General features: G+C 72.4%; 20 protein-coding genes. 9 read left to right on the top strand and 11 right to left on the bottom strand.

Annotation, left to right across the window (positions count from 1 at the left end; all coding sequences use genetic code 11):
- Positions 1–60: 60 nt before the first annotated feature.
- Positions 61–1359, bottom strand: coding sequence for an ABC transporter permease (locus IFR11_RS11405; protein WP_191916239.1), 1299 nt, complete (start codon positions 1357–1359; stop codon positions 61–63).
- Positions 1356–2063 carry an ABC transporter ATP-binding protein gene (locus IFR11_RS11410; protein WP_055835356.1) on the bottom strand — a complete coding sequence of 236 codons (708 nt, stop codon included), beginning with the start codon at positions 2061–2063 and terminating at the stop codon, positions 1356–1358. The genes IFR11_RS11405 and IFR11_RS11410 overlap by 4 nt, the downstream gene beginning before the upstream one ends.
- Positions 2064–2194: 131 nt before the next feature.
- Here IFR11_RS11410 and IFR11_RS11415 point away from each other — a divergent pair, with 131 nt between their 5' ends.
- Positions 2195–3403 carry a histidine kinase gene (locus tag IFR11_RS11415; protein WP_191916240.1) on the top strand — a complete coding sequence of 403 codons (1209 nt, stop codon included), beginning with the start codon at positions 2195–2197 and terminating at the stop codon, positions 3401–3403.
- A complete protein-coding gene (locus tag IFR11_RS11420; protein WP_191916241.1) occupies positions 3400–4065 on the top strand; it encodes a response regulator in 666 nt (221 codons plus the stop codon). The genes IFR11_RS11415 and IFR11_RS11420 overlap by 4 nt, the downstream gene beginning before the upstream one ends.
- A 17-nt stretch (positions 4066–4082) precedes the next feature.
- On the opposite strand, the gene IFR11_RS11425 is transcribed toward IFR11_RS11420, so the two are convergent.
- Positions 4083–4295 carry a hypothetical protein gene (locus IFR11_RS11425; RefSeq protein WP_083285677.1) on the bottom strand — a complete coding sequence of 71 codons (213 nt, stop codon included), beginning with the start codon at positions 4293–4295 and terminating at the stop codon, positions 4083–4085.
- Between the two features lie 142 nt (positions 4296–4437).
- On the opposite strand from IFR11_RS11425, the gene IFR11_RS11430 reads away from it, so the two are divergent.
- Complete coding sequence (locus tag IFR11_RS11430; RefSeq protein ID WP_055937258.1) at positions 4438–4782, top strand: YnfA family protein; 345 nt, start codon at positions 4438–4440, stop codon at positions 4780–4782.
- A 298-nt stretch (positions 4783–5080) separates the two neighbouring features.
- Positions 5081–5476 (top strand): ribonuclease inhibitor, encoded by a 396-nt coding sequence (locus IFR11_RS11435; protein ID WP_191916242.1) that lies wholly within the window; start codon positions 5081–5083, stop codon positions 5474–5476.
- Between the two features lie 128 nt (positions 5477–5604).
- Here IFR11_RS11435 and IFR11_RS11440 read toward each other — a convergent pair whose 3' ends face one another.
- The 4 genes from IFR11_RS11440 to IFR11_RS11455 all read right to left on the bottom strand — a co-directional run bounded on the left by IFR11_RS11440 (position 5605) and on the right by IFR11_RS11455 (position 10952).
- Positions 5605–7440, bottom strand: a complete 1836-nt coding sequence (locus tag IFR11_RS11440; RefSeq protein ID WP_191916243.1) for a Na+/H+ antiporter — start codon at positions 7438–7440, stop codon at positions 5605–5607.
- A gap of 63 nt (positions 7441–7503) precedes the next feature.
- Positions 7504–8766 (bottom strand): MFS transporter, encoded by a 1263-nt coding sequence (locus tag IFR11_RS11445; protein WP_191916244.1) that lies wholly within the window; start codon positions 8764–8766, stop codon positions 7504–7506.
- Entirely contained in the window at positions 8763–9485 is a 723-nt protein-coding gene (locus tag IFR11_RS11450) for a helix-turn-helix domain-containing protein (RefSeq protein ID WP_191916245.1), read from the bottom strand. Before IFR11_RS11450 ends, IFR11_RS11445 begins: the two co-directional genes overlap by 4 nt.
- Before the next feature lie 93 nt (positions 9486–9578).
- Positions 9579–10952: an aminotransferase-like domain-containing protein gene (locus IFR11_RS11455; RefSeq protein WP_443987643.1), complete on the bottom strand. Its 1374-nt coding sequence runs from the start codon at positions 10950–10952 to the stop codon at positions 9579–9581.
- A gap of 94 nt (positions 10953–11046) precedes the next feature.
- Here IFR11_RS11455 and IFR11_RS11460 point away from each other — a divergent pair, with 94 nt between their 5' ends.
- The 3 genes from IFR11_RS11460 to IFR11_RS11470 all read left to right on the top strand — a co-directional run bounded on the left by IFR11_RS11460 (position 11047) and on the right by IFR11_RS11470 (position 14015).
- Positions 11047–11397 (top strand): hypothetical protein, encoded by a 351-nt coding sequence (locus IFR11_RS11460; protein ID WP_191916247.1) that lies wholly within the window; start codon positions 11047–11049, stop codon positions 11395–11397.
- 210 nt (positions 11398–11607) lie between these two features.
- Positions 11608–13458 carry an HNH endonuclease signature motif containing protein gene (locus tag IFR11_RS11465; RefSeq protein WP_342030293.1) on the top strand — a complete coding sequence of 617 codons (1851 nt, stop codon included), beginning with the start codon at positions 11608–11610 and terminating at the stop codon, positions 13456–13458.
- A 116-nt stretch (positions 13459–13574) separates the two neighbouring features.
- Entirely contained in the window at positions 13575–14015 is a 441-nt protein-coding gene (locus tag IFR11_RS11470) for an SMI1/KNR4 family protein (RefSeq protein WP_244630746.1), read from the top strand.
- Positions 14016–14281: 266 nt separating this feature from the next.
- Here the strand turns inward: IFR11_RS11470 and IFR11_RS11475 are convergent, their stop codons facing one another.
- The 3 genes from IFR11_RS11475 to IFR11_RS11485 are packed head-to-tail and all read right to left on the bottom strand — an operon-like array spanning position 14282 to position 19948.
- The gene (locus IFR11_RS11475) at positions 14282–17635 is read right to left on the bottom strand and encodes an ATP-binding protein (protein ID WP_191916250.1); all 3354 of its coding nucleotides are present in this window, start codon (positions 17633–17635) and stop codon (positions 14282–14284) included.
- Entirely contained in the window at positions 17632–18480 is an 849-nt protein-coding gene (locus IFR11_RS11480; protein WP_441005412.1) for a DUF4194 domain-containing protein, read from the bottom strand. Before IFR11_RS11480 ends, IFR11_RS11475 begins: the two co-directional genes overlap by 4 nt.
- Positions 18473–19948 (bottom strand): DUF3375 family protein, encoded by a 1476-nt coding sequence (locus IFR11_RS11485; protein ID WP_191916251.1) that lies wholly within the window; start codon positions 19946–19948, stop codon positions 18473–18475. The genes IFR11_RS11480 and IFR11_RS11485 overlap by 8 nt, the downstream gene beginning before the upstream one ends.
- Before the next feature lie 267 nt (positions 19949–20215).
- Between IFR11_RS11485 and IFR11_RS11490 the strand changes: the two genes are divergently transcribed.
- Both IFR11_RS11490 and IFR11_RS11495 read left to right on the top strand, forming a co-directional pair.
- Complete coding sequence (locus IFR11_RS11490) at positions 20216–21580, top strand: hypothetical protein (RefSeq protein ID WP_191916252.1); 1365 nt, start codon at positions 20216–20218, stop codon at positions 21578–21580.
- 23 nt (positions 21581–21603) lie between these two features.
- Entirely contained in the window at positions 21604–23166 is a 1563-nt protein-coding gene (locus tag IFR11_RS11495; protein WP_191916253.1) for a S8 family serine peptidase, read from the top strand.
- 7 nt (positions 23167–23173) lie between these two features.
- On the opposite strand, the gene IFR11_RS11500 is transcribed toward IFR11_RS11495, so the two are convergent.
- Positions 23174–23803, bottom strand: a complete 630-nt coding sequence (locus IFR11_RS11500; protein WP_191916254.1) for a DUF1028 domain-containing protein — start codon at positions 23801–23803, stop codon at positions 23174–23176.
- Between the last annotated feature and the right edge of the window lie 24 nt (positions 23804–23827).

Here is a 23827-nt window from a genome sequence, read left to right on the forward strand (position 1 = left end):
GCGGGCCGGGGCATCGGCATGATCCGCCGCCGCCCCGGCCCGCCGCTCGGCGCACCGCCGTCACTCGTATCGCAGCGACTCCACGGGGTCGGCCCGCGCGGCGCGCGCGGCCGGGAGCGTCCCCGCGAGGAACGCGATCCCCATCACCGCGAGCACGGTCAGCAGAATCGACACCGGGTCGAAGGCGATCAGCTGCAGCCCGGGCAGATCGCTGAACAGGCTCGCCGCGAGCTGCGCGCTGACGGCGGTGCCGACACCGATGGCGATGACGGCGCCGAGAGCGCTGCCCAGCAGACCGATGAAGATCGCCTCGAGGCTGAACAGGGTGAAGACGCGCCCGCTGCCCATTCCCATGGCCTTCATCAGACCGATCTCGCGGGTGCGCTCCTGCACTGACATGAGCAGGGTGTTGACGATTCCGAAGCTCGCCGCCAGGAGGGCGATGACCGCGAACGCGTTGAGCACCAGCACGATGCCGTCGATCACCGACTCGAACGTGCCGAGCTGATCGGCGACGGTGGTTCCGGTGTACCCCGCGTCGGTCAGCGCGGCCTTGACCTCGTCGATCTGCGCCGTCGTCGCCGACGATGACACGGTCGCGCTCGCCGAGGCGTAGCGGTCGAGCTGGTCGGCGGGCACGCCGGTGTTCTGCAGGCTGAACAAGGTCTTCTCGAGCGCGGAGTTGGTCGTCAGCGAGGTCGTCCCGCCGAAGGCCGCTTCCGTCACTCCGCTCACGGTCGCCTCGACGAGGTGCTGCGTGCGCACCGGGTCGGTGACGGCGATCGTCACGGTCGAGCCCACCGCGTCGTTCGCGTCGGCGAACCCCAGGGGTGCGACCAGCGCGTCGGGGAGCGCGACCTGCAGCGCGTCGGAGGCATCGTCGGGCGCCGCCCCGTCGGCGATCTGCGGCGTCTGCCCGGCGACGAGACTGCCCACCTGCGCCGTGTAGGGATCCCCGCCCGGGGCCTCGACGTAGTCGATCGACACCGAGGTCACCGGAACGACCTTCTCCACGCCGGGGAGCTGCGAGACGGTCGCGATGTCCTGATCGGTGAGCGCCGTCACTTCACCCGTGGCGCCGGGGCGGCCCCCCGCCTGCTGCGCCGAGGCGACGGCATCCGGATCGTACTTCTGCGGCCCGGTCGAGGTCGCCGACGTCGTCTTGGTCACCGTGAGCACGTCGGAGGTCCCCATCGAGGCGACCGTCTTGTCGATGAACGCATTGATGCCCGTACCGAGGCCGTTCGTGATGGTCAGGGTGAAGGCACCCACGAAGATCGCCAGCACGGTGAGGATCGTGCGCGTCTTGGAGCGGAAGGTGTTCGCGACGGCGGTCGAGACGAGATCGACGGTTCTCATGCGGCGTTCCGTTCGTCGGCGACGATGAGACCGTCGCGGATCTGCACGCGCCGGTCGCAGCGCGCGGCGAGGTCTTCGTCGTGGGTGACGACGATCAGGGTGATCCCGTGCTCACGATTGAGCCGGAACAGGATGTCTTCGACGACGGCCCCGGTGGCCGTGTCGAGGTTGCCGGTGGGCTCGTCGGCGAAGATCACCTGCGGGTCGTTCACCAGGGCCCGCGCGATCACCGCGCGCTGCTTCTGTCCCCCCGAGAGCGCGGTGGCCTTGTTGCGCGCCTTGTCGTCCATGTCGAGCTCCGCGAGCGCCGCCCGCCCCCGTCGGCTCCGCTCGGCGCGGCCGACGCCCGCGATCTTCAGCGGCAGCACGACGTTGTCGAACACCGAGGCGCTGGGCGTAAGGAAGAACTGCTGGAACACGAAGCCGAACGTCTGATTGCGGGTGCGGTTGAGCTGACGTCCGCGGAGGGTCGTGGCATCCACCCCGTCGAGGCGCACCGTGCCCCGGGTCGGGGCGTCCATCAGGGCGAGCAGGTGCATGAGCGTCGACTTGCCCGAGCCGCTCTTGCCGATGATCGCGATGCTCTCACCGCGATGGATGTCGAGGTTCACCCCGCGCAGGGCGTCGAAGCGGGCGGAACCGCGACCGTACGACTTGTGCAGATCGGTGATCGAGAAGAGCGGGGGAGGAGGGTCGGATGCCATGACCTCAGCCTCGTTCGCAGCGGAGCCACGCGCGTCCCACCGCCGGGTCGGTCGTCTACCCCCGGTGGGGGATTCGCGAATGCCCCCGCCAGGCGATGGCCGGGGGCCGCAGGACGCGGGAGACTGGAGCCGTGAGGCCCGACGAGACGAACGAGCCGGCGCCGCGCTCGCCGTGGGCCGGTCGGCCCTGGATGATCGACGTCGTGCTGATCGTGCTCGTCGCGGTCCCGGCCCTCGCGCCCGTGCCCTTCGCCGAGATGCGGCCGTCGCACCCGTTCGTGCTCGTGCTCGTGCTGCTGCCCGCCCTGGCGCTGCCGTTCCGTCGCCGGGCGCCGCGGGTCGTGCTGGCCGTGAGCGTCGCCGTCTGGATCGCCGCCCTCGCCCTCGGCACGCTCTCGCCGGGCGGGGCGATCGCGATGGTCGTCGCCACCTACGGCGTCGCGCACCGCACGCAGAGGCGCACGTCGGTACCGGCGACCCTGGCCGCCGTGGGGGCCGTGGTGACGTCGGGGGTCATCGTCGCTCTCGTCACCGGCATGGACACCCGTGTGCTGCAGGTGGCCCTCTCGCTCGCGCTCGCGGGAGCCGTCGGCGACGCCGCCCGCTCGCGTCGCGCCTACCTCGAGGCGGTGGTCGAGCGCGCCCGTCGCGCCGAGCAGACGCGCGAGGCCGAGGCGAGCCGCCGCGTCACCGAGGAACGCCTGCGCATCGCGCGCGACCTGCACGATGCCGTCGCCCACCGCATCTCGGTCATCAGCCTGAACGCCGGGGTCGCCTCGTCGACGCTCGAGAACCGCCCCGACCGCGCGCGCGAGGCCCTCGCCACCATCCGCACCGCCTCGCGCGACGTGCTCGGCGAGATCGGCACCATGATGAGCCTGCTCCGCGCGCCCGACGACGCCGCCGTGCGCGTGCAGCCCGGACTCGCGCGCGTGCCCGAGGTGGTCGAGTCGGTGCGGGTCGCCGGGTGGGACGTCGTGGTGCGCGACGAGATCGGAACGGATGCCGAGGCCGCCGGCATCCCGTGGGGGATCGACATCGTGGCCTACCGCGTCGTGCAGGAGGGGCTGACGAACGCCCTCAAGCACGGCAGCACCCGCCGCGCCCACGTGCTGCTGCGCCGCGACGGCGATGACCTGGAGGTGGTCGTGACCAATCCGATCGAGCGCGTGCCCGAGGCCGCCGAGGCGGCATTGCCGTCGTCGGGCTTCGGTCTGGTGGGGCTGCGGGAGCGCGTCGACGCGGTGCGCGGCGACCTCGCGGCGGGTCTCGCCCCCGGCGGTTACCGCCTGGCCGCTCGCCTGCCCCTGCCCGCGCGTGCGGGGGAGTCGGGCTCGTGACCACCGCGATCGTCGTCGACGACCAGTCGCTGATCCGCTCGGCCGTACGCGACCTCCTCGACGCCGCCGACGGGATCTCGGTGGTGGGCGAGGCCGCCGACGGTGAGGCGGGTGTCGCGCTCGCGCGCAGACTCCGCCCCGACGTCGTGGTGTCGGACATCCGCATGCCGCGCATGGACGGCATCGAGGCGACCGCGGCGATCTGCGCCGACCCCGCGTTGGCCGACACGCGCGTGCTGATCCTGACGACCTTCGAGGAAGACGACTACGTCGTCGCGGCCCTGCGCGCCGGGGCGAGCGGCTTCATCGGAAAGGGCGCCGAACCCGACGACATCGTGCGGGCCGTGCTGTCGGTGCACGAGGGCGGCGCGCTGCTCTCTCCCGCCGCGACCCGCGCGCTCATCGAGCGGTACGTGCGGGCCACGGGCGCCGCCGACGTGCCGGCGCCCGCCGCGCTCGACGCGCTCACCGATCGCGAGCGCGAGGTGCTGCTGCACGTGGCCCGTGGTCGCTCGAACGACGAGATCGCGGTGCTGTTGTACATCTCGCCGCACACGGCCAAGACGCACGTGAAGAACACGATGATCAAGCTCGGCGCGCACGATCGGGCGCAGCTGGTGATCGCGGCGTACGAGAGCGGCTTGCTGGCACCCGGGCGGTGAGGCGCGCCGTCGTCCGGTCAGGCCGGCGTGGGCGGCCGGGTCGATGCGCGGGGCGGATACTCGCGGAGCGAGAGCTCGCGGCTGTCGAACATCCCGCGTCGCGCTCGCACCATCGTCACCCCCTGGTGGCGCAGGTCGTCGGCGTGGTCGACGGTCAGCGGTTCGTGGTGGGCTCTGCGCCATCCGCCGTCGAGCGTGTAGGTGTGGGTCACGGTGCGTGGTCGAGTCATGCTCACCCCCTTGCGGGGAACGGTAGTCCTCTTTCTCCGGTACTACCGAGATGTTCCCTCTCCGTAACCTAAGGGTTCGCAATGAGGTCTTTTCGGGCGCTGTTCGTTCGGAAAACGAGCCTCGGAGGAGAAACTGGGACGCATGACCACCGCGCGTATCGTCGTTCTCTTCGCCCTCGCCGCGGTCGCCGAGATCGGCGGGGCCTGGCTCATCTGGCAGGCGGTGCGCGAGAATCGCGGGTGGTGGCTCGCGCTTCTCGGCATCCTGGCCCTCGGCGCCTACGGCTTCGTCGCGGCTCTGCAGCCCGACGCGCACTTCGGACGGGTGCTGGCCGCCTATGGCGGGGTGTTCGTGGCCGGCTCGCTCGCGTGGGGGATCGTCGTCGACGGGTTCCGCCCCACCTCGTGGGACTACATCGGTTCGGCGGTGGCGCTCGTGGGGGCGGGCATCATCATGCTCGGGCCGACGGCGACGGCGGCGGACTGAGGCTGAATACTTGGTAGGCGAGTAGTTAGCTAGATGAAGTAAAGCCGAATGTCAACCGACGTCGATCTCGGGGTCCGGTCGGTCACACTCGGGGAATGCATAACGAGAACACGCCCCACGAGGGCCTTGCCGACGACTTCGCCACCACCGACGCCTCGCGCCCCTTCGGCGCCTACCTGTCGGTCATCAACGGCGGCAACTGAGGTCGTCCACGTGCGGGCCTCGGGCTCGTCGCGAGAGGGTCGGATGCCGTCAGGCTCCGGCCCTTCGTCGTGAGAGTCGAGAAGAGGAAGACGCCATGAGCCCGCTCACCTTGCGCCTCGAGGGATCGCGCGTCGACGGCATCGCCTCGCTCTACCGCGAACTGGGTCGCGTGCTCATGCCCGACGAGCCGTGGACGCTGGGGGAGAGCCTCGACGCGCTCGACGACCTGCTGTACGGCGGGTTCGGTGTGCTCGACGGGGCGGCCCCGGCCCGCGTGACCTGGGTCGACCACGCCGCGTCACGCACGGCGCTGGGGGTCGAGGCGACTCGGGCGTACTACCGCGCGAAGCTCGAGAGGCCCGAGGTGTACGCCGCGGGACCGGCGCAGAGAGCGCTCGACGCCCTCGAAGCGGGAGCGGGCGAGACGTACTTCGACCTCGTGCTGCGCGTGTTCGCCGACCACGAGAACATCGAGCTCGTGCTGGCCTGACGCGGAGTCGTCCGCCTGGCGCCGGAGGCGTCATCGCGCCGGCGCACGCGTGAGAATCCGTGCCCGACCACAGCCTTCCGCGTCACCGCGTGGCGATGAGCCCGGTCGAGCCGTCGGGTGCCGCCCGCTCAGTCGTTCGACTTGTCGATTCCGCGCGCGCGGATCTCGTCGAGATCGAGCCCGGCGAGGATCTTGCGCGCGACGAGGTCGTCGATCGTCCCCTCGCGGCGCAGCCGCAGCAGCACCTCGCGCTTGCGGTCGAGCACCGCCAGGCGCAGCCGCACGGCCTCTCTGTGGCGCAGCAGCGGGGAACGTTGCGTCACGTCGATGTCGTCGCTGACGGCGATCATCTCGAGCGGGCCGGCGGCGAGCCGTGCGGCGGCGTCGCCGGTGTCCATTCCGGTCGCGTCGGCGCCGCCCAGGCCGCCGTGGGTGCCGTCGGGGGGCGCGGGAAGCCGGCGTCGCGGGCGGCCCTCGTCCTTCGCCTCGGGCGGGACGGGGCCCATCGTCGAGGACTCGCCGGCGTTGTCGTCGAGCGAGGCGTCGAGCTCGGCCAGGTCGCGTTCCTCGATCGCGCGTTGGCGGGCGACGGCGCGTGCGTTGGCGAGTTCGAGGCGCTCGTAGCCCTCGCGTCGGGCACGGTCGCGCACCCGGTCGCTGATGCCGTGTTCGACGGCGAGGTCGTCGAGTGCCGCCAGCGCGGCGCCCGAGATCGCGCGTTCGGCGAGTTCGTACTCCTCGATCGCGGCGTCGTCGTTGGGGAGCTTCGCCCAGCGGATGACGGCCGGCAGCAGCGGCCCCTGCACGAGCAGCGTGAGCACGATGACGCCCGCGGTGACGAAGACCACGGCGTCGCGGCCGGCGACGGGCTCGCCGCTCGCGGTCGTGATCGGCACCGACAGGGCGATGGCGAGCGAGACGGCGCCGCGGAATCCGGCGACCGTGCTCACCACCCGGGAGCGGTGCCGGAGCGACCGCGACGACCCCGCGGGTGGCCGCGAGAACGGCGAGAAGAGCCACTGGAACAGGTAGCGCACGACGAACAGCACCACCCACGCGGCCACCGTGATCAGCAGCAGCATCCCGATCTCGGACGGCGAGATCTCGTGCAGCACGAGCTGCACCTCGAGGCCGATGAGCACGAACAACGCCCCGTTGAGCAGGTACACGCCGAAGGGCCAGGTGGCGTCGGCTGCTCTTCTCGACATCGCCGTGGTGATGCGCGGCGAGACCCAGGCCACGATCAACCCCGCGAACACGACGGCGAGCACGCCCGACGCCTCGATCAGTTCGGCGATGAGGAAGGCGAGGAACGGCACGATCAGCAGGGTGAGGTTGATCGTGAGCGTCGACTGCATGCGACGCAGGGCGACGTACGCCAGCGCGGCCACCGCGATGCCCGCGGCCGCACCTCCTACGTACGACAGCAGCACCATGCCCGTGATCGACCACGGCGTGACCTGCCCGCCGAGCAGCAGCGACACCGCGATGGCGTAGAGCACGAGGGCCGTGCCGTCGTTGGTGAGACTCTCGGCCTTGAGCTTCATGAAGGTCTTGGCGGGCAGCAGTCGACCGAGGGCGGCGACCGCGGTGGCGTCGGGCGGGGCGACGGCGGCTCCGATGACGAGGGCGGCCTCCCACGGCACGCCCATCCAGGTCGCGACGCCGGCGACGGCGAAGGCCGAGGCGACGACGAGAAGCGTGCTCATGGGGATGATGTAGCGCAGCGACCGGCGGACCGAGCGCAGCGACGTGGTCCACGCCTCGCGGAAGAGCATGACCGGAAGGAACAGCAGCAGCACCGTCTCGGGCGGCAGCTCGATCGCGCGGAGCTCGGGGATGAAGCCCAGCGCCAGGCCGATCACCAGCAGCACGAGCGGCGTCGCCACCCGTAGCCGCGGCGCGAGCACCGTGCCCACCAGCATCGCGAGTCCGAGCAGAACCGTGACTTCGAGTCCCTGCATGCCAACCGCCTTCCCTGCGCCCTCACCACACAGCGTAGAGAGGGGCCCGGACATTCCCGAGGGTCACGCGGATCCGCGTCGCCCCAACGTCAGCGCGACGAGACCGGCCACGAGATACAGCGCCCCCTGCACCTGCAGCGAGACGGTGAACGCCGGTCCCGTGCCGATGAACCCGCCGACCAGGGTGCCCACCGCCTGCAGCGCCGTCAGTGCGGCGAACAGCAGGCTGGTGACCCGCCCGCGGTGACCGGCGGGCGTCTCGCGGTCGACGATCGTCAGCATCGCGGTCATGGCGAGCAGGCCCGGAGCCCCGACCAGCGCGAACAGGGCGACGTACAGCGGGAACCACGTCGTCAGCGCCGGCAGGTTCCAGATCAGGAGCGACAGCACGCCGAATCCGAGGATCGAGGCGGCGGCCAGGCGCGCGGGTGCGACGCGTCCGACGACGCCGAGCAGTCCGACGCCCGCCACGAGAGCCCCGATCGCCTGGATGCCGCGCAGCACGCCGATCTCGACGTCACCGCCGCCCAGTACCTGGGGTACGAAGAGCACGAAGAGGATCGAGAACAGGCCCTGCGCGAGCGACATGAGCACCGCCACGAGCATGAGACGTCGGAGCACGCGGTCGCCGGCCACGATCGCGAGTCCCGACCCGAGCTCGCCGAAGAACGTGGCGCGCGCGGGGGCACCGGCGGCATCGACCTCGAGGGTGCGCAGCGCCGCGGTGTCGTCGTTCGCCGGGGTGGCGGCATCCGGTCGCCGTTTCGCCCGCGGGAAGAGCACGACGGATGCCACGGCATAGGCACCCGCGGTGGCGACGACGAGGGCGTCGACTCCGCCGAGCCCCAGCGCCAGACCGCCGAGCGGTGCCCCGACCAGGCGCGCGAGACCCGAGCCGATGCCGAGCAGCTGGTTCACGGGTGCGACGTGGTCCGAGGGCACGAGAGCGGCGGCCACGCTCGGCCGCGCGGGTTCGATGATCGCCCCCAGTACCGATTGCACGACCGCGACGAGGGACACGATCCACAGGTCGGCGGCCGAGTCGACGAACAGCAGGGGGAGCACGGCGATCACCTGCAGCGCCGCGGTGCCGCCCATCAGGTGCCAGGGGTCGGCCCGGTCGATGAGCAGGCCCGCGAGCGGGGCGGCCGCCACCGTGAGCACGGCCTGCAGGACGAAGACGATCGAGGTGATCAGCGGCGACCCGGTGACCCCGAGCACGAAGAGGGGCAGGGCGACCAGCAGCATCCAGTCGGCGGTCTCGGCGATCGCGCCCCCCGACATCAGGCGTACGACGCCGGGGAACCGCCAGGTGCCGCCGCTCACGTCGCGCTGTCGGGGGAGGGGAGGTCGGGTGTGCGCGGGGGTCCTGTCTGTGGGTCGGTGTTGGTGTCCCGGGCGCGCGGGCCCATCGCGTCCGCGTTCCGGGCGCGCCGGCCGCTCGAGCCCGCGTCGACCGAGCCCGGGTCGACGAAGCGCGGGTCGACGACACCGCGCACCGAGATCGAGGCGACGGCGCTGCCCGCGGGGGCGTCGGCCCGGGTCGCACGCACGTAGGGGCGCACGATCGCGTCGATGCGCGCACCGAGGTCGGCGAGTTCGTCGGCGGTGAGCAGCACGGCGTAGTCGCTGATCACCGCCGCTTCGCGCCAGGGTTCGGGGAGGTCGCTCTCGTGCCGCAGGTAGTCGTCGAAGCGCGCGTCGGTGTCGGCGAACCAGGCCGAGCGCACCGCGGCGCGCGTGAGTTCGTCGGCGGGTCCGCCGCCGGCATCCAGGTCGATGCCCGTGATCGTCGCGCGCCAGGGTCGCTTGCGCGCGTCGCCGGAGTCGTCGTCGGATCGCTCGACGAGGCCGAGCCGGGCGAGCTCGCGCAGGTGCCACGAGCAGTTGGATGCCGTCGCCCCCACCACCTCGGCGCACTCGGTCGCCGTCCGGGGCCCGACCGACAGCAGCAGCGACAGGATCGCGAGGCGCGACGGCACCGCGAGGGCGGCGAGCATGGCCGAGGTGGGGACGACCCGGCGCTCCTGGAGATGTGAAGGCACGACTTCATACTATGGGCCGCTACGCCAGCACGGTGCCACCGCGCAGGACCGCGCCGCGTCGCGCCGCGCGGAGCGGACCCGATCGGTGCCCGTTCAGCCCCTCCCGGCGTATCCCCGCCACGCCTCGCCGAGACGCTGAATTCCGGCCTCGAGCACCGCGGGCGTCGAGGTGACGGGGATGCGGATGTGGTCGTCGGCATCCACGTCCGACATGAACTGCGCCGACCCGGCCACCGACACGCCCAGCCCCGCGGCGTAGCGCGCGAAGCCGGCCGCCGAGCCCGACGGCAGCTGCGCCCAGAGCCACAGCCCCCCGCGCGGCGGCCGGAACCGCCAGTCGGGCAGGTGGACGGCGAGCAGCTTCGCCGCGGCGACGGCCGCTTCGCGGTGCACGGTGGCCACGGTGCGGCGCAGGACCGGAGCCTGCGCGATCAGGTCGATCGCCAGCAGCTGCGAGGGGACGCTGGTCGACAGGTCGGTGGTCTGACGCAGTCCGCGCAGTCGCCGCACGAGCACCGGGTCCGCCCGCAACCACCCGACCCGCAGGCCTTCCCATGCCCATTTCGACAGCGACTCGACCACGACGATGGGCGCGTCGGGGCGCAGGCTCGCCAGTGAGGGAGGGGTCACGCCGTCGAACGACACGTGCGCGAGCACGCGATCCTCGATCACCGTCACGCCGTGCTCGGCGGCGAGATCCGCGATGCGCCGGCGCACGGCGAGACTCGTCTGGACGCCGGTGGGGTTGTGATTGTGCGGGTTCAGCGCGATCAGAACGGGTCGGCGCACCACGATCGCCATCTCGAGCGCGTCGATGTCGACGCCGTCGGGCGTGAGCCGGATGCCGTGCACCTGGCCTCCGCGACGACGCACGGCATCGGTGAAGCCGGGCCAGGCCACCTCTTCGGTGAGCACGGTGTCGCCGGGGGAGACCAGTTCGTCGACGAGCAGGCTGAGCGCCTGCTGCGCCCCGTGCGTGACCAGGATCTGCGCCGACGTCGTGGCGGTGCCGTCGTCGGTCATCAGCTGCGCGATGAGGGAGCGCAGGGCGGGGAGGCCCGCGGGGTCGCCCTCGACGGTGCTCGCGTCGAGCACGGGCCGGTGGCGCTGCACGATGTCGACGGCGAGCGGCAAGATCGGGGGGACCGCGCGCAGCAGATCGATGCTCGAGGGCAGGGTGGCGTACAGCGCCTCCGCGCGACCGGCGCTCTGACGCGCGGCCGTCGGGGGCGTCCCCGCGACGCGCGTGCCGCTGCCCTGGCGGCGATCGAGGATGCCGTCGTCGTACAGCCGCGCGTAGGCGCTGACGACCGTGCCCCGCGACACCGAGACGGTCGCGGCGAGCGTGCGTTCCGAGGGCAGCCGGTCGCCGCCGCGCAGTTCCCCCTCGCGCACGAGCCGGGCGATGCCGTCGGCGAGGCTCGCCGAGAGGGTGGCGTCGGTCGTCGCCCAACGGCCGAGGCGCAACGCCAGCTGTTCCGCCGAGACGACAGCCGTGCGCTGGTCCACCAGGGCGGAAGTGGCTCTGTCGAGAAGGGTCATACCGGACGATTCTGGTCCAATGACCCTCTCGACCGCCTCCTCAGATCGCATCCCCAGTCCATTCACGCCCCAGTGGACCATTGCCGCGGTGCTCGAGTGGATCGGTGCCGATGACGAGCGCTGCCACGACGAACGGCTGTTCGAGATCCTGGATGCCGTAGACCAGGCGCTCGCGCGCGGTTCGGTCGCCGGAGCCCGCACCGCGCCCGGGAGCCACGCGGTCGTCCCCTCGGCGCGGGTCGTCATGCTCGTGCGCTCGGTCGCGTCGCGGGTCGTCGCCGACCCGGCGCAGGGTGTTCGGCGCCTGGGCGAGGTGTTGGGTGTGGTGGAGCACACAGAGGTGCCGCGGGGGGTGCTCGTGACGGTGTGACGGGTTCGTGGGGAGTGGCGCGGCGGGGAGGTGTGGGCGACTGGCGACTGGTGACTGGCGACTGGCGACTGGCGGCTGGCGGGTGTGGGTCGGTTCGCGGGCTCCCTAGGCGCCGCTCGCGGCGATGTCGTACCCCCTCGCTAGATTGGGGGTATGGACACCATGGCACCTTCGAAAGGCCGGTCACAGCCGGTTTCTTCGGGGTGGGGCGTGCCGTGGCCCAGCGATGAAGACCTGTCCGCCGACGCCGCCACGGCGTGGGCGATCGACGTGGGTTTGGTCGACCCCCACCCGTTCGGTGACGGTGCCACCGGCGCCGCCGACGAGGATGGCGCGTGGCTCCTCACCTCCACTCCCGCGCACCTTCTCGGCGAGCTCGAGCACCACGTGCGCGAACGCCACCGGGCCACGGCCGCGGAGTACCGCCTCCTGAGACTGCTGCTCGACGAGGCGGTGGCCGATCCCGAGCCGTGGGTGGGTCCCGACCCGACCCTCGACATCGCGTGGACCGACCCGCGGCGGCGCACCGTGGCGGCGGTGCGCCGCGATAGGCGTGACATGGCCGCACGGGCGGTGATCGCCGAGATCGCGACGCGCCTGCGGCTGTCGGAGCAGACGGTGCGCACGCGAGCCGCCCATGCCGAGACCTTGCAGAGCCGTTGTCCCGAGATCTGGAACGCCTTCGTCGAGGGCACGATCTCGGAGCGTCACGCCGTCGAGTCGGCGCGGCTGGCGACGTCTCTTCCCGACGAGCCCGAGTCGTCGCCGGCCGACGAGCCCGAGTCGCCGCCGACCGGACCGACCGGGGCAGATGGCCCGGCGCCTGGTCCCGACGGCTCGACGCTGCTCCCCGACGTGCTTCTGGACGACACGGCAACGCTCGCCGACGAACCGGCTCTGGCTTCGGGCGAGCAGGCACCGGCCTCTGGCGGGCCGGCTCCGGCCTCCGGCGAGCATGAATCCTGGCGGGCGTTCGACGAGGGTGCCCTCGACCGCGCTCTCCGGCTTCCGCCCGCGCGGTTCTCCGTCTCGGCGCGCGCTCTCCGCGAGCGCGTGCACCGCGAGTCCCTTCAGACGCGGCACCGTCGGGCGGCTCGCGACCGAGGCGTGTGGCTCGCGGCCGAACTCGATGGCATGGCCACACTGACCGCTCTGCTTCCCGCGGATCGTGCGCACGATGCCCTCGCGCATGTCGATCGCGCAGCCCGTCACCTGCGGGTGGCCCCCGATGAGGAACGAACGCTCGCGCAGCTGCGGGCCGATGCTTTCGCGGATTTGCTCACGCGGTCCACGGGCGGGGCCGGGTCCCGCGCGGCGACCGGTTCGATCCATCGCGCCGAGGAACGCCCGGCGAGTGCGGGTGGTCGTACCGGCGACGGCGCTTCCTTCGCTGTGCCGAATACCGCCGTGCCGGCTGCCGCCGTGCCGGCTGCCGCCGTGCCGGCTGCCGTGGTACCGGCTGCCGTGGTACCGGCCGCCGCCCCGCCAGCCGCTGCCCCGCCGACTGCCGCCGTGTCTACTGCAGCCGCGCCGACTGCCGCCCCGCCGCCCGACGCCTCACCGCCGACGCCCTCCGCGCCCCCGGATCGTCGCGCGTCGGTCGTCATCACGGTCCCCGCACTCACGCTTCTCGGAGCAGGCGACGAGCCCGCTCGTCTTGACGGGTACGGCCCGATCGACCTCGACACGGCTCGGCGTCTCGCCGGCGAGGCCACCTCGTGGGTGCGGATTCTCACGCATCCGCTGACGGGCGTGCCCCTCGCCCTCGATCGGTCGACCTACCGCGTGCCGACCGCGTTGCGTCGATGGTTGGGCGTGACCTCGCCGACCTGTGTCTTTCCGGGATGCGGACGACCCGCACGCGAGTGCGACCTCGATCACCTGGCCGCGTGGAGCGCCGGCGGTGTCACCGATGACGACAACCTCGCACCCGAGTGCCGACATCATCACCGCATCCGTCACGAGACTCGGTGGAATCCCTCGCGCGACCCCGACACCGGCGACCTGCGCTGGACGTCGCCGCTCGGCGCCCAGATCGCCGAGGATCCACCGCCGTTCTAGCCGAGTCGAAGCGGGCACGCCGTCGCCGAGGTCGACGAGGCAACGCCGGGGCAGGATCGAAGCCGCCGGCCCTCCCGTCGTGGTTGGCCTGTGACATGATTCTCCGCGTGAGCGGCATGGACGATCTGCCCACCTGGGCCGACCTCCCGTGGTTCTCGGAAGACTGGGAGGGCTCCGCCTTGCCGGTGGGGGCGGAGGATCTCGACGAGCTGGAGCAACTCGTCGGATGCGCGTTGCCACGGGCATTCCGCGCGTTCTATCTGCGGCACAACGGCGGGTGGCCCCTCGCTGAGTCCGGTATGTTGCACGGCTTCACGGCGGTCAAGCACGGAGCGCTTCCGATCGAACGGCTGTGGGCGGACCTTCGCCAAGGCGGCGGCGACGCGTTCGACGAGTGGATGCCGTTCGCACACGATCCCGGGGGCAACCTGTTCTTGCTTCACGTCGGCCGCGAATCCACGGGAGCCGTGCGGGTCTACCTCGGCGGCGAAGACCGGTGGATGCCAGCTGCGGACTCTTTCGAACAGCTGCTGCGTGTGGTGCCTCGGGACGGCTGACGAACACCCGAGAACGCCCTTGCCCACGCGCCCGGGCCGTTCACGACCCGGTGTCTCGGCCCCGCAGTCTCGCTCCTGAGTCTCGGCCCCGCAGTCTCGGCCCCGGAATCTCGGCCCCGGAATCTCGGCCCCCGCGTCTCCGCAGCGACGGCTCACCCCGCCCGCCGAGCCCGCAGCGTGGAAGCACCCCTCCGCAGCGACGGCTCACCTCGCCCGCCGAGCCCGCCGCGCCGGCCCACCCGGCCCACCCGGCCCGCAGCGCCGCCTCACCCCTCCGCCGCGACCCCCACCTTCGCCTTCGCCCACGACCGTCCGCGCGTGTCCTTCAAGATGTCGTACTCGACGTCGACGTGCGGTTCGATCGCGCTGTACTTGTCGTTCGGGGCGCCGATGACGAGCTGGAATCCGAGGCCGCGCCACGCGCCGATCGCGCGCTTGGTGAAGTGCGCGTCGGCCTTGATCAGCGCCTCGTCGAGGAACACCGGGGCGTAGCGGGGGCGCTCGGCTCCGGCATCCCCGAGCTGGTACCGCAGCGCCGCTCCGACGATGAACGCGATGAGTTCCTGCGACTCCCCGCCGGATTTCTCACCGATGTGGTCGTAGAGGGCGACGTGCTCGCCGGTGTCGGCGCGGAAGCGCTCGGCGCTCACCCGCACGTGGTTGCGCACGTCGACGAGGTCGGCGAAGTCGGGCGCTGTCGAGCGGATGCGGTTGATGAGGCGCGCCATGCGGGTGTACACCGCTTCGCGTTCCTCGTCGGACGAGGCCGCGTCGATGGCCGCACGCACGTCGCGCAGCTCCCGACGGAAACGGCGACGCACCTCGGACTGCCCCTCGCGCGGCACGATCTGCAGGCGGTGCTCGTCGTCGTAGAACGGCAGGTCCTGCATGATGTCGTTGATCGGCGCGATCCGCTCCCGGATCTCACGCAGCGCCCGCGTCAGCGCCGAGTCGAGGCTCGTCAGGTCGTTGCCCGACAGGCGCAGCAGACTGTCGCGCCACTCCGCTTCGAGCTCGTGCAGGCCGCTCGCTTCGAGGTCGGCGAGGATCCGCTCGAAGTCGCCGAGCGACTCGTCGGGGTCGGCGAGCAGGTTCGGACTCGGCCACCGGTCGGTGAACGCGATGAGCGTGCGCCGCAGGCTCTCCCGCTGGTCGCCCCACGTCTCCTGCGCCGACCGCTGTTCCTCGAGCAACCGTCGGGAGGCGGATTCGAGGGCGGCGTCGAAGCTCGCCAGGAGCTGCGACGGCGTCGCGTCCGACGCTCCCGGTGCCACGAAGAGAGCGTCGAGGTAGTCGATCTCGTCGGGCGAGAGGGCGGTCTCGGAATCCTCCGCGCGTTCGATGAGCATCTGCGCCGCGTCGACGTCGTCGGTGATCTCGGCCCAGCGCGCGGCCATCGCCTGCTGTTCGGTCTTGGCCCCGCCGATCTCCTCGCGCAGGCGGCCGGCCCGGGCACGGGTGCCCGAGATCTGCTCCTGCAGCTCGGCGATACGGGGATTGCCGGCGGTGATCTCGGCGATCGTCTCGTTCCAGCGGTCCAGATCGCGCTGAACGGATGCCACGTCCACCTGGTCCCATGACAGGTCGGCGATCTTCTCGAGGGCGCTGCGCCGCTCGTCGAACGCGTCGAGGGCGGTGGAGGCCTCGTCGACCGTGGCTTTGGCGGCCGTGAGGGCGCGGCGCGCGGCGACGATCTGCTCGCCGAGCTCGGTCAACCGCACGCGCGACGAGAACCCGAGCACGCTCTGACGGATCGACCCCCCGTGCGCGCCGCGTGCACCCTGGCTCGTCTGCCCCGAGATGGTGAGCGCCAGGCGGTGCCGCGACAACTCCGACGCGGCATCCACGCAGACGAACGCGAACTGCTGCTCGAGCCGGTCCTGCAGCCACCCGGTGAAGGGCGAGGTGCGGAATTCCAGACGCCCGGGAAGGGTCGCCGGATCCAGCCCGCCGCGTTCGGGGAGCCCGGTCGACACGCCCTCGAACCGCAGGCGCTCCGACAGCCGGACGCCGTCGATCGCCGCGCGGAACGATGTCAGGTGCGCGGCATCCACGAGAAGGGTCGTCGCGAACCCCCCGAGCGCGAGGGTGAAGGCCCCGCGCCACGGCTCGTACTCGGTGCGCACGTCCACGAGCTCGGCGACGAAGGGCAGCTCGGCGGCGGTCAGACCGGCGGCCTCGGCCAGGGCCTCGCGTGCCTCGTGCAGACGGGGCGGGATGTTGTCGTCTCGCGTCTGCGTGCGGCGGTGCTCGGCCTCGAGGGCGGCGAGCTGCTGGCGCAGGTCGGTGTGGGTGCTGCTGGCGGCGACGAACGCGTCGCGGACGGCTGTCTTGGCATCCGCGTCACCGAGGGTGCGGCGCGCGTCGTCCACGAGGGCGGCGAACTGCTTCTCGGTCGACACCTCGGTCTGCAGCACCGCGAGCGCCGTCTCGAAGCGCTCCCGGTCGCGCTGCATGCCGGCCAGGCGCCGCTCGAGCGTGCGGAGCTCGCGCTGGGCGGCGTCGAGGCGGTCGCCGCCGGCCGCGCGCAGCACGTCGCCGAGGCCTTCGCGCTCGGCTTCGGCGGCGTCGGCGAGGGCCTGGCGTTCGCGCACGAGCGCGTCGGTGGCGTGCGTGCGGTCGCGCAGCTCCGCCTCGACCGCGCCGAGCAGATCGACTCGGCGCTGCGCCCGCCAGAGCGAGGCGCGCGAGTCGGGGTCGGTGAAGCGTCCGAGCGCGTCGATCAGCCGCAGACGTTCGGCGGCCTCGTCGATGCGCGTTTTCATCGCACGGATGGGCTGGAGCGCCCGCACCTGCTGGCGCGCCTCGAGCATGCGCGTGCGCGTGGACTCGAGCCCGTCGAAGTGCGACACGACGGCGTCGGCGACGGTGAGGGTCTCGGGCTCCTCGAGCACCATGCGCTTGTAGAGGTCGTCGACGGTGGTGATCTGCTGCCCGGCCTGGATGCGCGCGAGCAGGCTCATCGCCTTCGTGCCCGCCCCCGCCGCACCGATGCCGAGCACGCCGTGCAGTCGGGCCGAGAACTCGCGGTCGGTGGCGAGGGTGTCGAGTCCCGTCGCCCGCACCGCCGCGTCGGACAGGTGCTGCTGCGCCGCCCGCTCCAGATCGCGCAGGTCGAACGCGCCGTGCACAGTGGCGCGCACCTTGACGGCGTCGTCGAGCGTGCGGGCGGCGGCGGGGATGTACCAGGCGCGTACCGCGGTGAAGCGGGCGCCGTCGTGGTCGGCCCACGTCATCGCGATCGCGGTCCACGTGTCGACGCCGTCGCCGCGCAGCACCCGGATCTTCGTGCCCTCATCGGTGCGCGACTCATCGAGCTTGCCGCGGCCGTACGAGAGGATGTTGCGCTGCTCCTGCCCGCGCGGGCGCCCCACCACCGCACCGTTGGAGGCGCCGTTGAACGGGGTGGTGTGCGGCATCATGAGCGCGACGTAGGCGTCCATCAGCGTCGACTTGCCCGAGCCCGAACCACCGCAGAGCAGCGTCGCGGTGGGGGCGAAGCGCACGCGATGCGTTCCGTCGTAGCCGCCCCAGTTGACGAGCTGCAGGTCTTCGGCCACCCACTGCTGTCCGCGCGAGGCGGCAGGAATGAGGCCGAACAGGGTCTCGAGCATGGTCATCGGGGGTCTCCCTCGAACGTTCCGGATGCCGCGACCTCGCGGTCACCGGCAGCCTCGGCATCCTGTGTGTGCTCGTCGAGGGCGGATGCCATGACGCCGCCCTCGCGTGGGCTCCCGGCATCCTGTGTCTGCTCGTCCAACCAGAGCTGCAGCTCGCGGAGCGTCTCGGCGCTGAGCACGACCTCGATGAGCGGCCCGATACGGTACCGCCCCTCGGACTCCTCCTCGATGATGCCCTCGCGGTCCAGCCGCGCGATCGCTGTGCGGACGGCCCGCTGCTGGCTCGCGCGCGTGCCGTCGCTCTCGGCGAAGTACGTCAGCACGGTCTGCTCGACCTCTTCGACGTCGACGCGCGCCGACGCGGTGCCGGCGGTGGTCTCGCGCTGGAACACCGTGCGCAGATATACGAGCACGAGCGTCTCGGCCCGTGAGTACGCCTCGTCCTTCAGCAGGATGGGCACGTCGATCTCGTCGCTGCGCACCTGCTCCTTGTACGCGACGCCCCGCGCGTGGTCGACGACGAGCCGCACGAACAGATCGTTCAGACGCGACTCGATCATCTGCTGGTGCTCGAGCAGCAGCTTCCACTCGGCGGGGGAGTTCTCGGCGCTCAGGAACCGGCGCTGCAGGATGCGCACGAGCACGCGCCGCACCTCGGAGTCCAGGATGCCGCGATCGCCCGGGAACAGCGCGTCGGGGTCGTTCTCCATCGCGACCGGGGCGATGAAGGCGGAGGACTCCGTGCCGCCGGGGGAGACCTCGGCATCCGGCGACGACGGCGTCGTCGAGGAAGCGGGGGCCTCGGCGCCCTCGCCCGAGGGCACGAACGTGTCCGCGTCAGTCATCGGCATCCTTTTCTCGCAGGCTGTTCGCTCTGACCGCTCCGAAGGCGAAGCGTCGCGTGGTGCCGTCGGGGCGTACGGCCTCGACGATCGAGACGTCGTCGGTCTCGGTGAGCCCCCCGCGATGCACGATCTCGAGCAGGCCGACCAGATCGACCGGGCGGCGGGTGTCGGCGGAGCCGCCCGAGAAGGCGGTCGCCAGGTCGAAGCCGTCGCCGAGCGTGGCGACGTACGCCTCGAGCTCGGCGTAGTGCGGGCCGCCCCAGGCGCGGGTGTCGGCGTCGACGAACTCGGCCTCGACGTCTGCGGATGCCAACGGCGCCGGCGCCCCGGCCGGACGCACGTCGCTGAGCGACTGGCGCAAGTGTCCGATGTCGGCGAGCGGGAGCGTGCGCACGGGCTCGACACGACCGGGGGTCTTGGTCTGGCTCCAGCGGTGGAGCCCCGCCATCACGCCGCGCAGCAGGTCGTCGACCTGGCGATCGCGGATGGGATCGTGCGTGCGCACCTGCGCGGTGATGACGTGCGAGGCCCGCCGCTGGGAGGTAAGCACCTCCTGCACGCCGGCTTCGACGCGCCGGGCGATGGCGTCGAGCTCGGCCCGCTGGTCGGGGGTCATCAGCCGCGAGAAGGGCTGGGTGAGCACGGCGTGCAGCTGGTCGGTGAGGTCGTCGATGTTCTCGGGGTCGCCGATCAGACGCAGCGCGCCCTGGAAGGCTCGACCCTCGGGGGTGGCCTGCATCACCTGGCGCCCGCGCTCGAGATACTCGCGCAGCACCTCGCCGGTGGGGCGCACGTCGCGGCGGAGCTCGGCGACGACGTCGCGCTGCATCGCGGCGATCGACTCCGCCACGCGCGAGAAGTCCGCGGGCAACTCGCGAGCGAGGTGGATGACGTTCTCGGCCTCTTCGAGCAGGTGGTCGTCGTCGAGGGGCTCGACGATGCCCTCCTCCAGCGCGGCGATCTCGGCGTCGAGGGCCGCGCGCTCCTCGAGCAGTGCCTCGCGGCGTCGGGCGGGGTCGCTCTCGGCGTCGCGGGCGAGGCGCTCGACCGCGTCGAGAAGCGTGCGCACGCGCGAGCGGGAGACACGGGCGCGGCCGCCGCCGGCGCGACCGGCGATCTCGAGGGCGCCCACGGCGTGCGCCGAGAGGCGGTACACCTCGACGTCGTCCTCGATCTGCAGGCCGAGCCAGCCCACGCGCACCCACCCGCGGCAGATCTCGCGCGCCGACCCCGCGGGGATGCGGCGGTCGTCGTCGGTGTCGTAGCCCGCTGCGCGCAGCTCGTCGACGGCCTCGGCGACCTCGACGTGCGCATCGGCCACCGACACGGCGGGGCGATCGGGGGTGAACACCACCGAGAGCACGGCCACGACGAAGGGGGCGAAGCGCCCGTGCAGCAGGTCGAGCGTGGGATTCTTGAACGCCGTCACCGAGCGCAGGTACGCCGCGGTGGTTCGGGTGCTGCTCACTGGCTCGAGTCTACCGGCGCCCCGCCCGCGCCGCCGGATCGGCGAGATCGCGCGGCACGACGGGTGACGTTCCGGGTGAGACCCACCGCGTCCGCGCCCGGGCCGCGCGTCGAAAGTGGCAGCCGGATGCCGCGTCCTCGGGGCCGCTCACCCGCTCCGGCCCTCACGGCCGCTCGCGGGACCCGCCCGTCATCCCGGGCATCGTCGCGAGAACGCCGTGTGCCACGGCGCCGGTCGCGCAGCGTCCGACGACGGGAAGGATGACCGGTGCGTCACAACCTCCACGGCCCCCGGGCTCGGATCGATCTGTCCGCTGCCGCCCCGAGTCGGCGCGCCGTGGTCACGGCGGGCACGTGGGCGGTTCCCGCCATCGCGCTCGTGGTCACGAGCCCCGCCCTCGCGGTGTCGGGGGTGACGTTGTCGTTCTCGTCCGGCTCGTACGCGGGAGTGCCCTGCGAAGACATCACCGACGCCGTCGTCCGCGCGGCCGTGGGCGGCGTCGGTGAAGCGGGCGTGAGCGTCGTGCTCCAACTCTCCGACGGCTACACCTTCGATGCGGCCGCCGTCACCGCCACCGTCGTCACGGATGCCGACGGCACGGCCCCGTGCGGCACCATCCACGTTCCGGGCAGCGGCGCGACCGGCACCCTCGCCGCCTCCGCGAGTGGCGCGACGAGCGCCTCGGCCACCCTCACCGCGTTCAGCGGACGGCTGCTGACGACGCCGGGGACGCTGTCGGCGGTCTCGCTCGTGCCCGCGGGGGCGGTGCCGCTCGCCCACGACCTCTTCCTGCACGACGCCACGCTCTACCGTGCCGGCGTCGGGGCCGTGCACACCGGGGTGGAAGCCGCGGGCGCTCTCGCCGAGGCGCCGTCGAAGAACGGGTCCTTCCTGCTGCCCCTGCGTCTGCGGGGCGGCTCCGCCGCCGTCTACGACACGCAGGCCGGCACGGTCGTCCCCGTCATCGGCATCCCCCTCGGGGCAACGCCCGTGGCGGCCGACCTCTTCCTGGTGGGCAGCACCGTCTACCGCGCCGGCGTCGCGATCGCCACCGATGTCGCCGCCTACGGCCAGCTGCTCGAGCATGAGCAGGGAGGGGGCGGCACCGGACAGTTCGAGCTGCCCTACCGTGCTCTGGACGGGACGCCGCGGTTGCTGCGCGTCCCGCTCGACGAGACGCGCGCCGCCTTCGAGTTCGACGGCCCGTCGGGACCACCGCGGGGTGCGACGCCGGTCGCCGGCGACCTCTTCATCGCCGACGGCGTGCTGTATCGCGTCAGCTGGGACGGCGACTGCCCCTACGGTGCCGGTGCCGTGGCCACGGGGATCGCGTCGTGGGGAACCCTCACCCCGAACCCCTCCTACGTCGGCGAGCGTCTGATGCCCGTGACCACGTCGTCGGGGGCGGCCGCGCTGTTCATGGTGTCGGGCAACACCGCGCGCGACGCCACGGCCGTCCCGGCCGGTGCGACCCCGATCGGTGCCGACCTGTTCCTGCTCGGCGAGAGCATCCATCGCGACGCCGACGGCGTGGTCGCCACGGGCGTCGCGGCGCTCGGGTATCCCGCGCCCGCAGCGTCGGGGTCGTCGCAGATCGTCCTCCCCCTGGCATCCGTGGCGCCCTCATGCTGAGTCGCCCGCACGAAGGAGACCCCGTGACCCCCATTCCTCACCGGCCCGGTCGTCGCCCGTCCGGGGCTCGTCGCTGGTGGGCGATCGGCATCGTCGGTGCTCTGCTGGCCACGGTCGGCGTCGTCGGTGTGTGGCGCCCCGCCCCCGCGACATCGGAGGCCGCGGCCTCCCCGCCGCCGGCGCCCGCGGCCGCGGCGGCGACCCCGTCGTGGTCGGAGGCGATCGGCATCCCCGCGGACGCCACCGAAGAGGAGCGGCTGCGGATCGAGCTGTCGTACGACCTCGTCGCCGTGCCGACGGCACGCTACGACCAGCTGCGCGCCTTGCCGGACGTCGCCGAGGTGAGCCCCGTCACGCGCGGCGACACGGTCTACGTCGCCGTGCCCGCCACCGACGTGCCGGCGGTCCTCGCGGTGATCCCCGAGGCCCGCTTCCTGCCCAACGAGATCGTCACGGCCTCCGCGGATCAGACGCCCGTCCCCTCGTGGGGTCTGGATGCCGTCGACAACACCGCCGCCCTCACCGACGACCACTACCTGTACGACTCCACGGGAGACGGCGTCACGGCGTACATCGTCGACAGCGGGGTGCAGTCCTCGCATCCCGATTTCGGGGGGCGCGTCGACGCCGCCAGCGGCCATACCGAGGTCGATGACGGTCGGGGCACCGAAGACTGCAATGGCCACGGAACCCACGTGGCGGGCACGGTCGGCAGCACCACGTACGGCGTCGCCAAAGACGTGCGGATCGTGCCCGTGCGAGTGCTGGGGTGCGGGCGCGAGGGCTCCGGTCTCGCGATGCTGTACGCCATGTTGTGGATCTACAACAATCACGACGGGGCGAACGCGGTCATCAACATGAGCCTCGGTCTGCCGCGGAACGCCTTCGTCAACGACATCGTCTATGACGGGATCGAGCTCGGCTTCGTGGTCGTCGTCGCCGCCGGCAACGAGACGCAGGATGCGTGCAACGTCTCGCCCGCCAGCGCCCCCGACCTGCTCACCGTGGGAGCGATCGACTCGGGCCGTTCCCTCGCGTGGTACAGCAACTTCGGTTCGTGCGTCGACATCCTCGCCCCGGGTTCTGAGATCACCTCGACCTACCTCGACTCCTCGACCGCGGTGTTCGACGGCACGTCGATGGCCTCCCCGCACGTCGCCGGCCTCGCCGCCCGGGTGCGCGAGCTGCACCCCGCGTGGGGGCCGGCCGAGGTGCAGGCAGCCCTGACGACGGCGGCGGCGACCGGCCACGTGGCCGATCTCCCGGCTGGGACGCCGAACCTGCTGGCCGCCCTGCCCGCGGTTCCCCGCATCACCGCGCTGACGGCCACCGCCGACCCCGCAGGAGTCAAGCTCGCCTGGACCACCAACGACATCGGCACACCCACCGCCTTCTCGGTGACCGTGACCGACACCTCGACCGGTCGCGCCTATCCCGTGGTCGTCGCGCGTCTTCGCGGATCGACCGTCTTCACCGAGGTGGCATCCGGTCGCACCTACAGCGTGAGCGTCACGGGCACGGTGCGGATGCCGGCGGGAACGGCGTCGACGACCGAGACGGTCACCACCGAGTACACCGCGCCGTAGCGCCCCCTCACCACCGGGCGCGGGCGGGTGCCTCGGCATCCTGCCCCGCGAGGCGGCGGAGGCGCGCCAGCTCCGGAACAGGGTCGGTGTGGTCGTCGACGCGCAGATCGAGCAGGGTGTCTGTGCGGGAGGCCACCAGCAGTGCGGCGCTCTGGCGGCCCCGCGCATCGCCCCCGGCCCCGTCGCCCGCGGCGAGCGTCTCCAGCAGCCGGTCCGCCAGATCGATTCCGGCCGTCGCCGTCCAGGTCTCGGCCATCGCCTCGAGCACCTCGCCGCCGACGAGCAGGTTGCCGACGAAGACGGCATCCGGTTCCACCCGGTGGCCTGCCCAGGCGGTGATGTCGGCGCCGGAGCGCGCGGCGCCGGTGCCGGCCCAGCCGAGCACGGCGACCTGCCGGAGGCGCGATTCGTCGTCCCAGTCGGGGACGCGCGCGACCGCCGCGGCCGTGTCGGATCCCGTCCGCACCTCGTCGAGCAGCAGCGCGCGCAACGAGCGGTTGGTCCACGCCTGGCTCGCCACGACGCCCACCTCCGGGGCCACCGCGAGCACCGAGGCGCCGACGGCGAGCGACCTGCTCGCGGTGGCGGCGCCGATCCGCCCGCGCAGAGGGTCGCGGCCGAGGACGGTGAAGGTCATGGATGCTCCCGAGGGGTCGGCGAG

Source organism: Microbacterium sp. CFBP 8801 (assembly GCF_014839455.1).
In the GTDB taxonomy this organism is placed as follows: Bacteria; Actinomycetota; Actinomycetes; order Actinomycetales; family Microbacteriaceae; genus Microbacterium.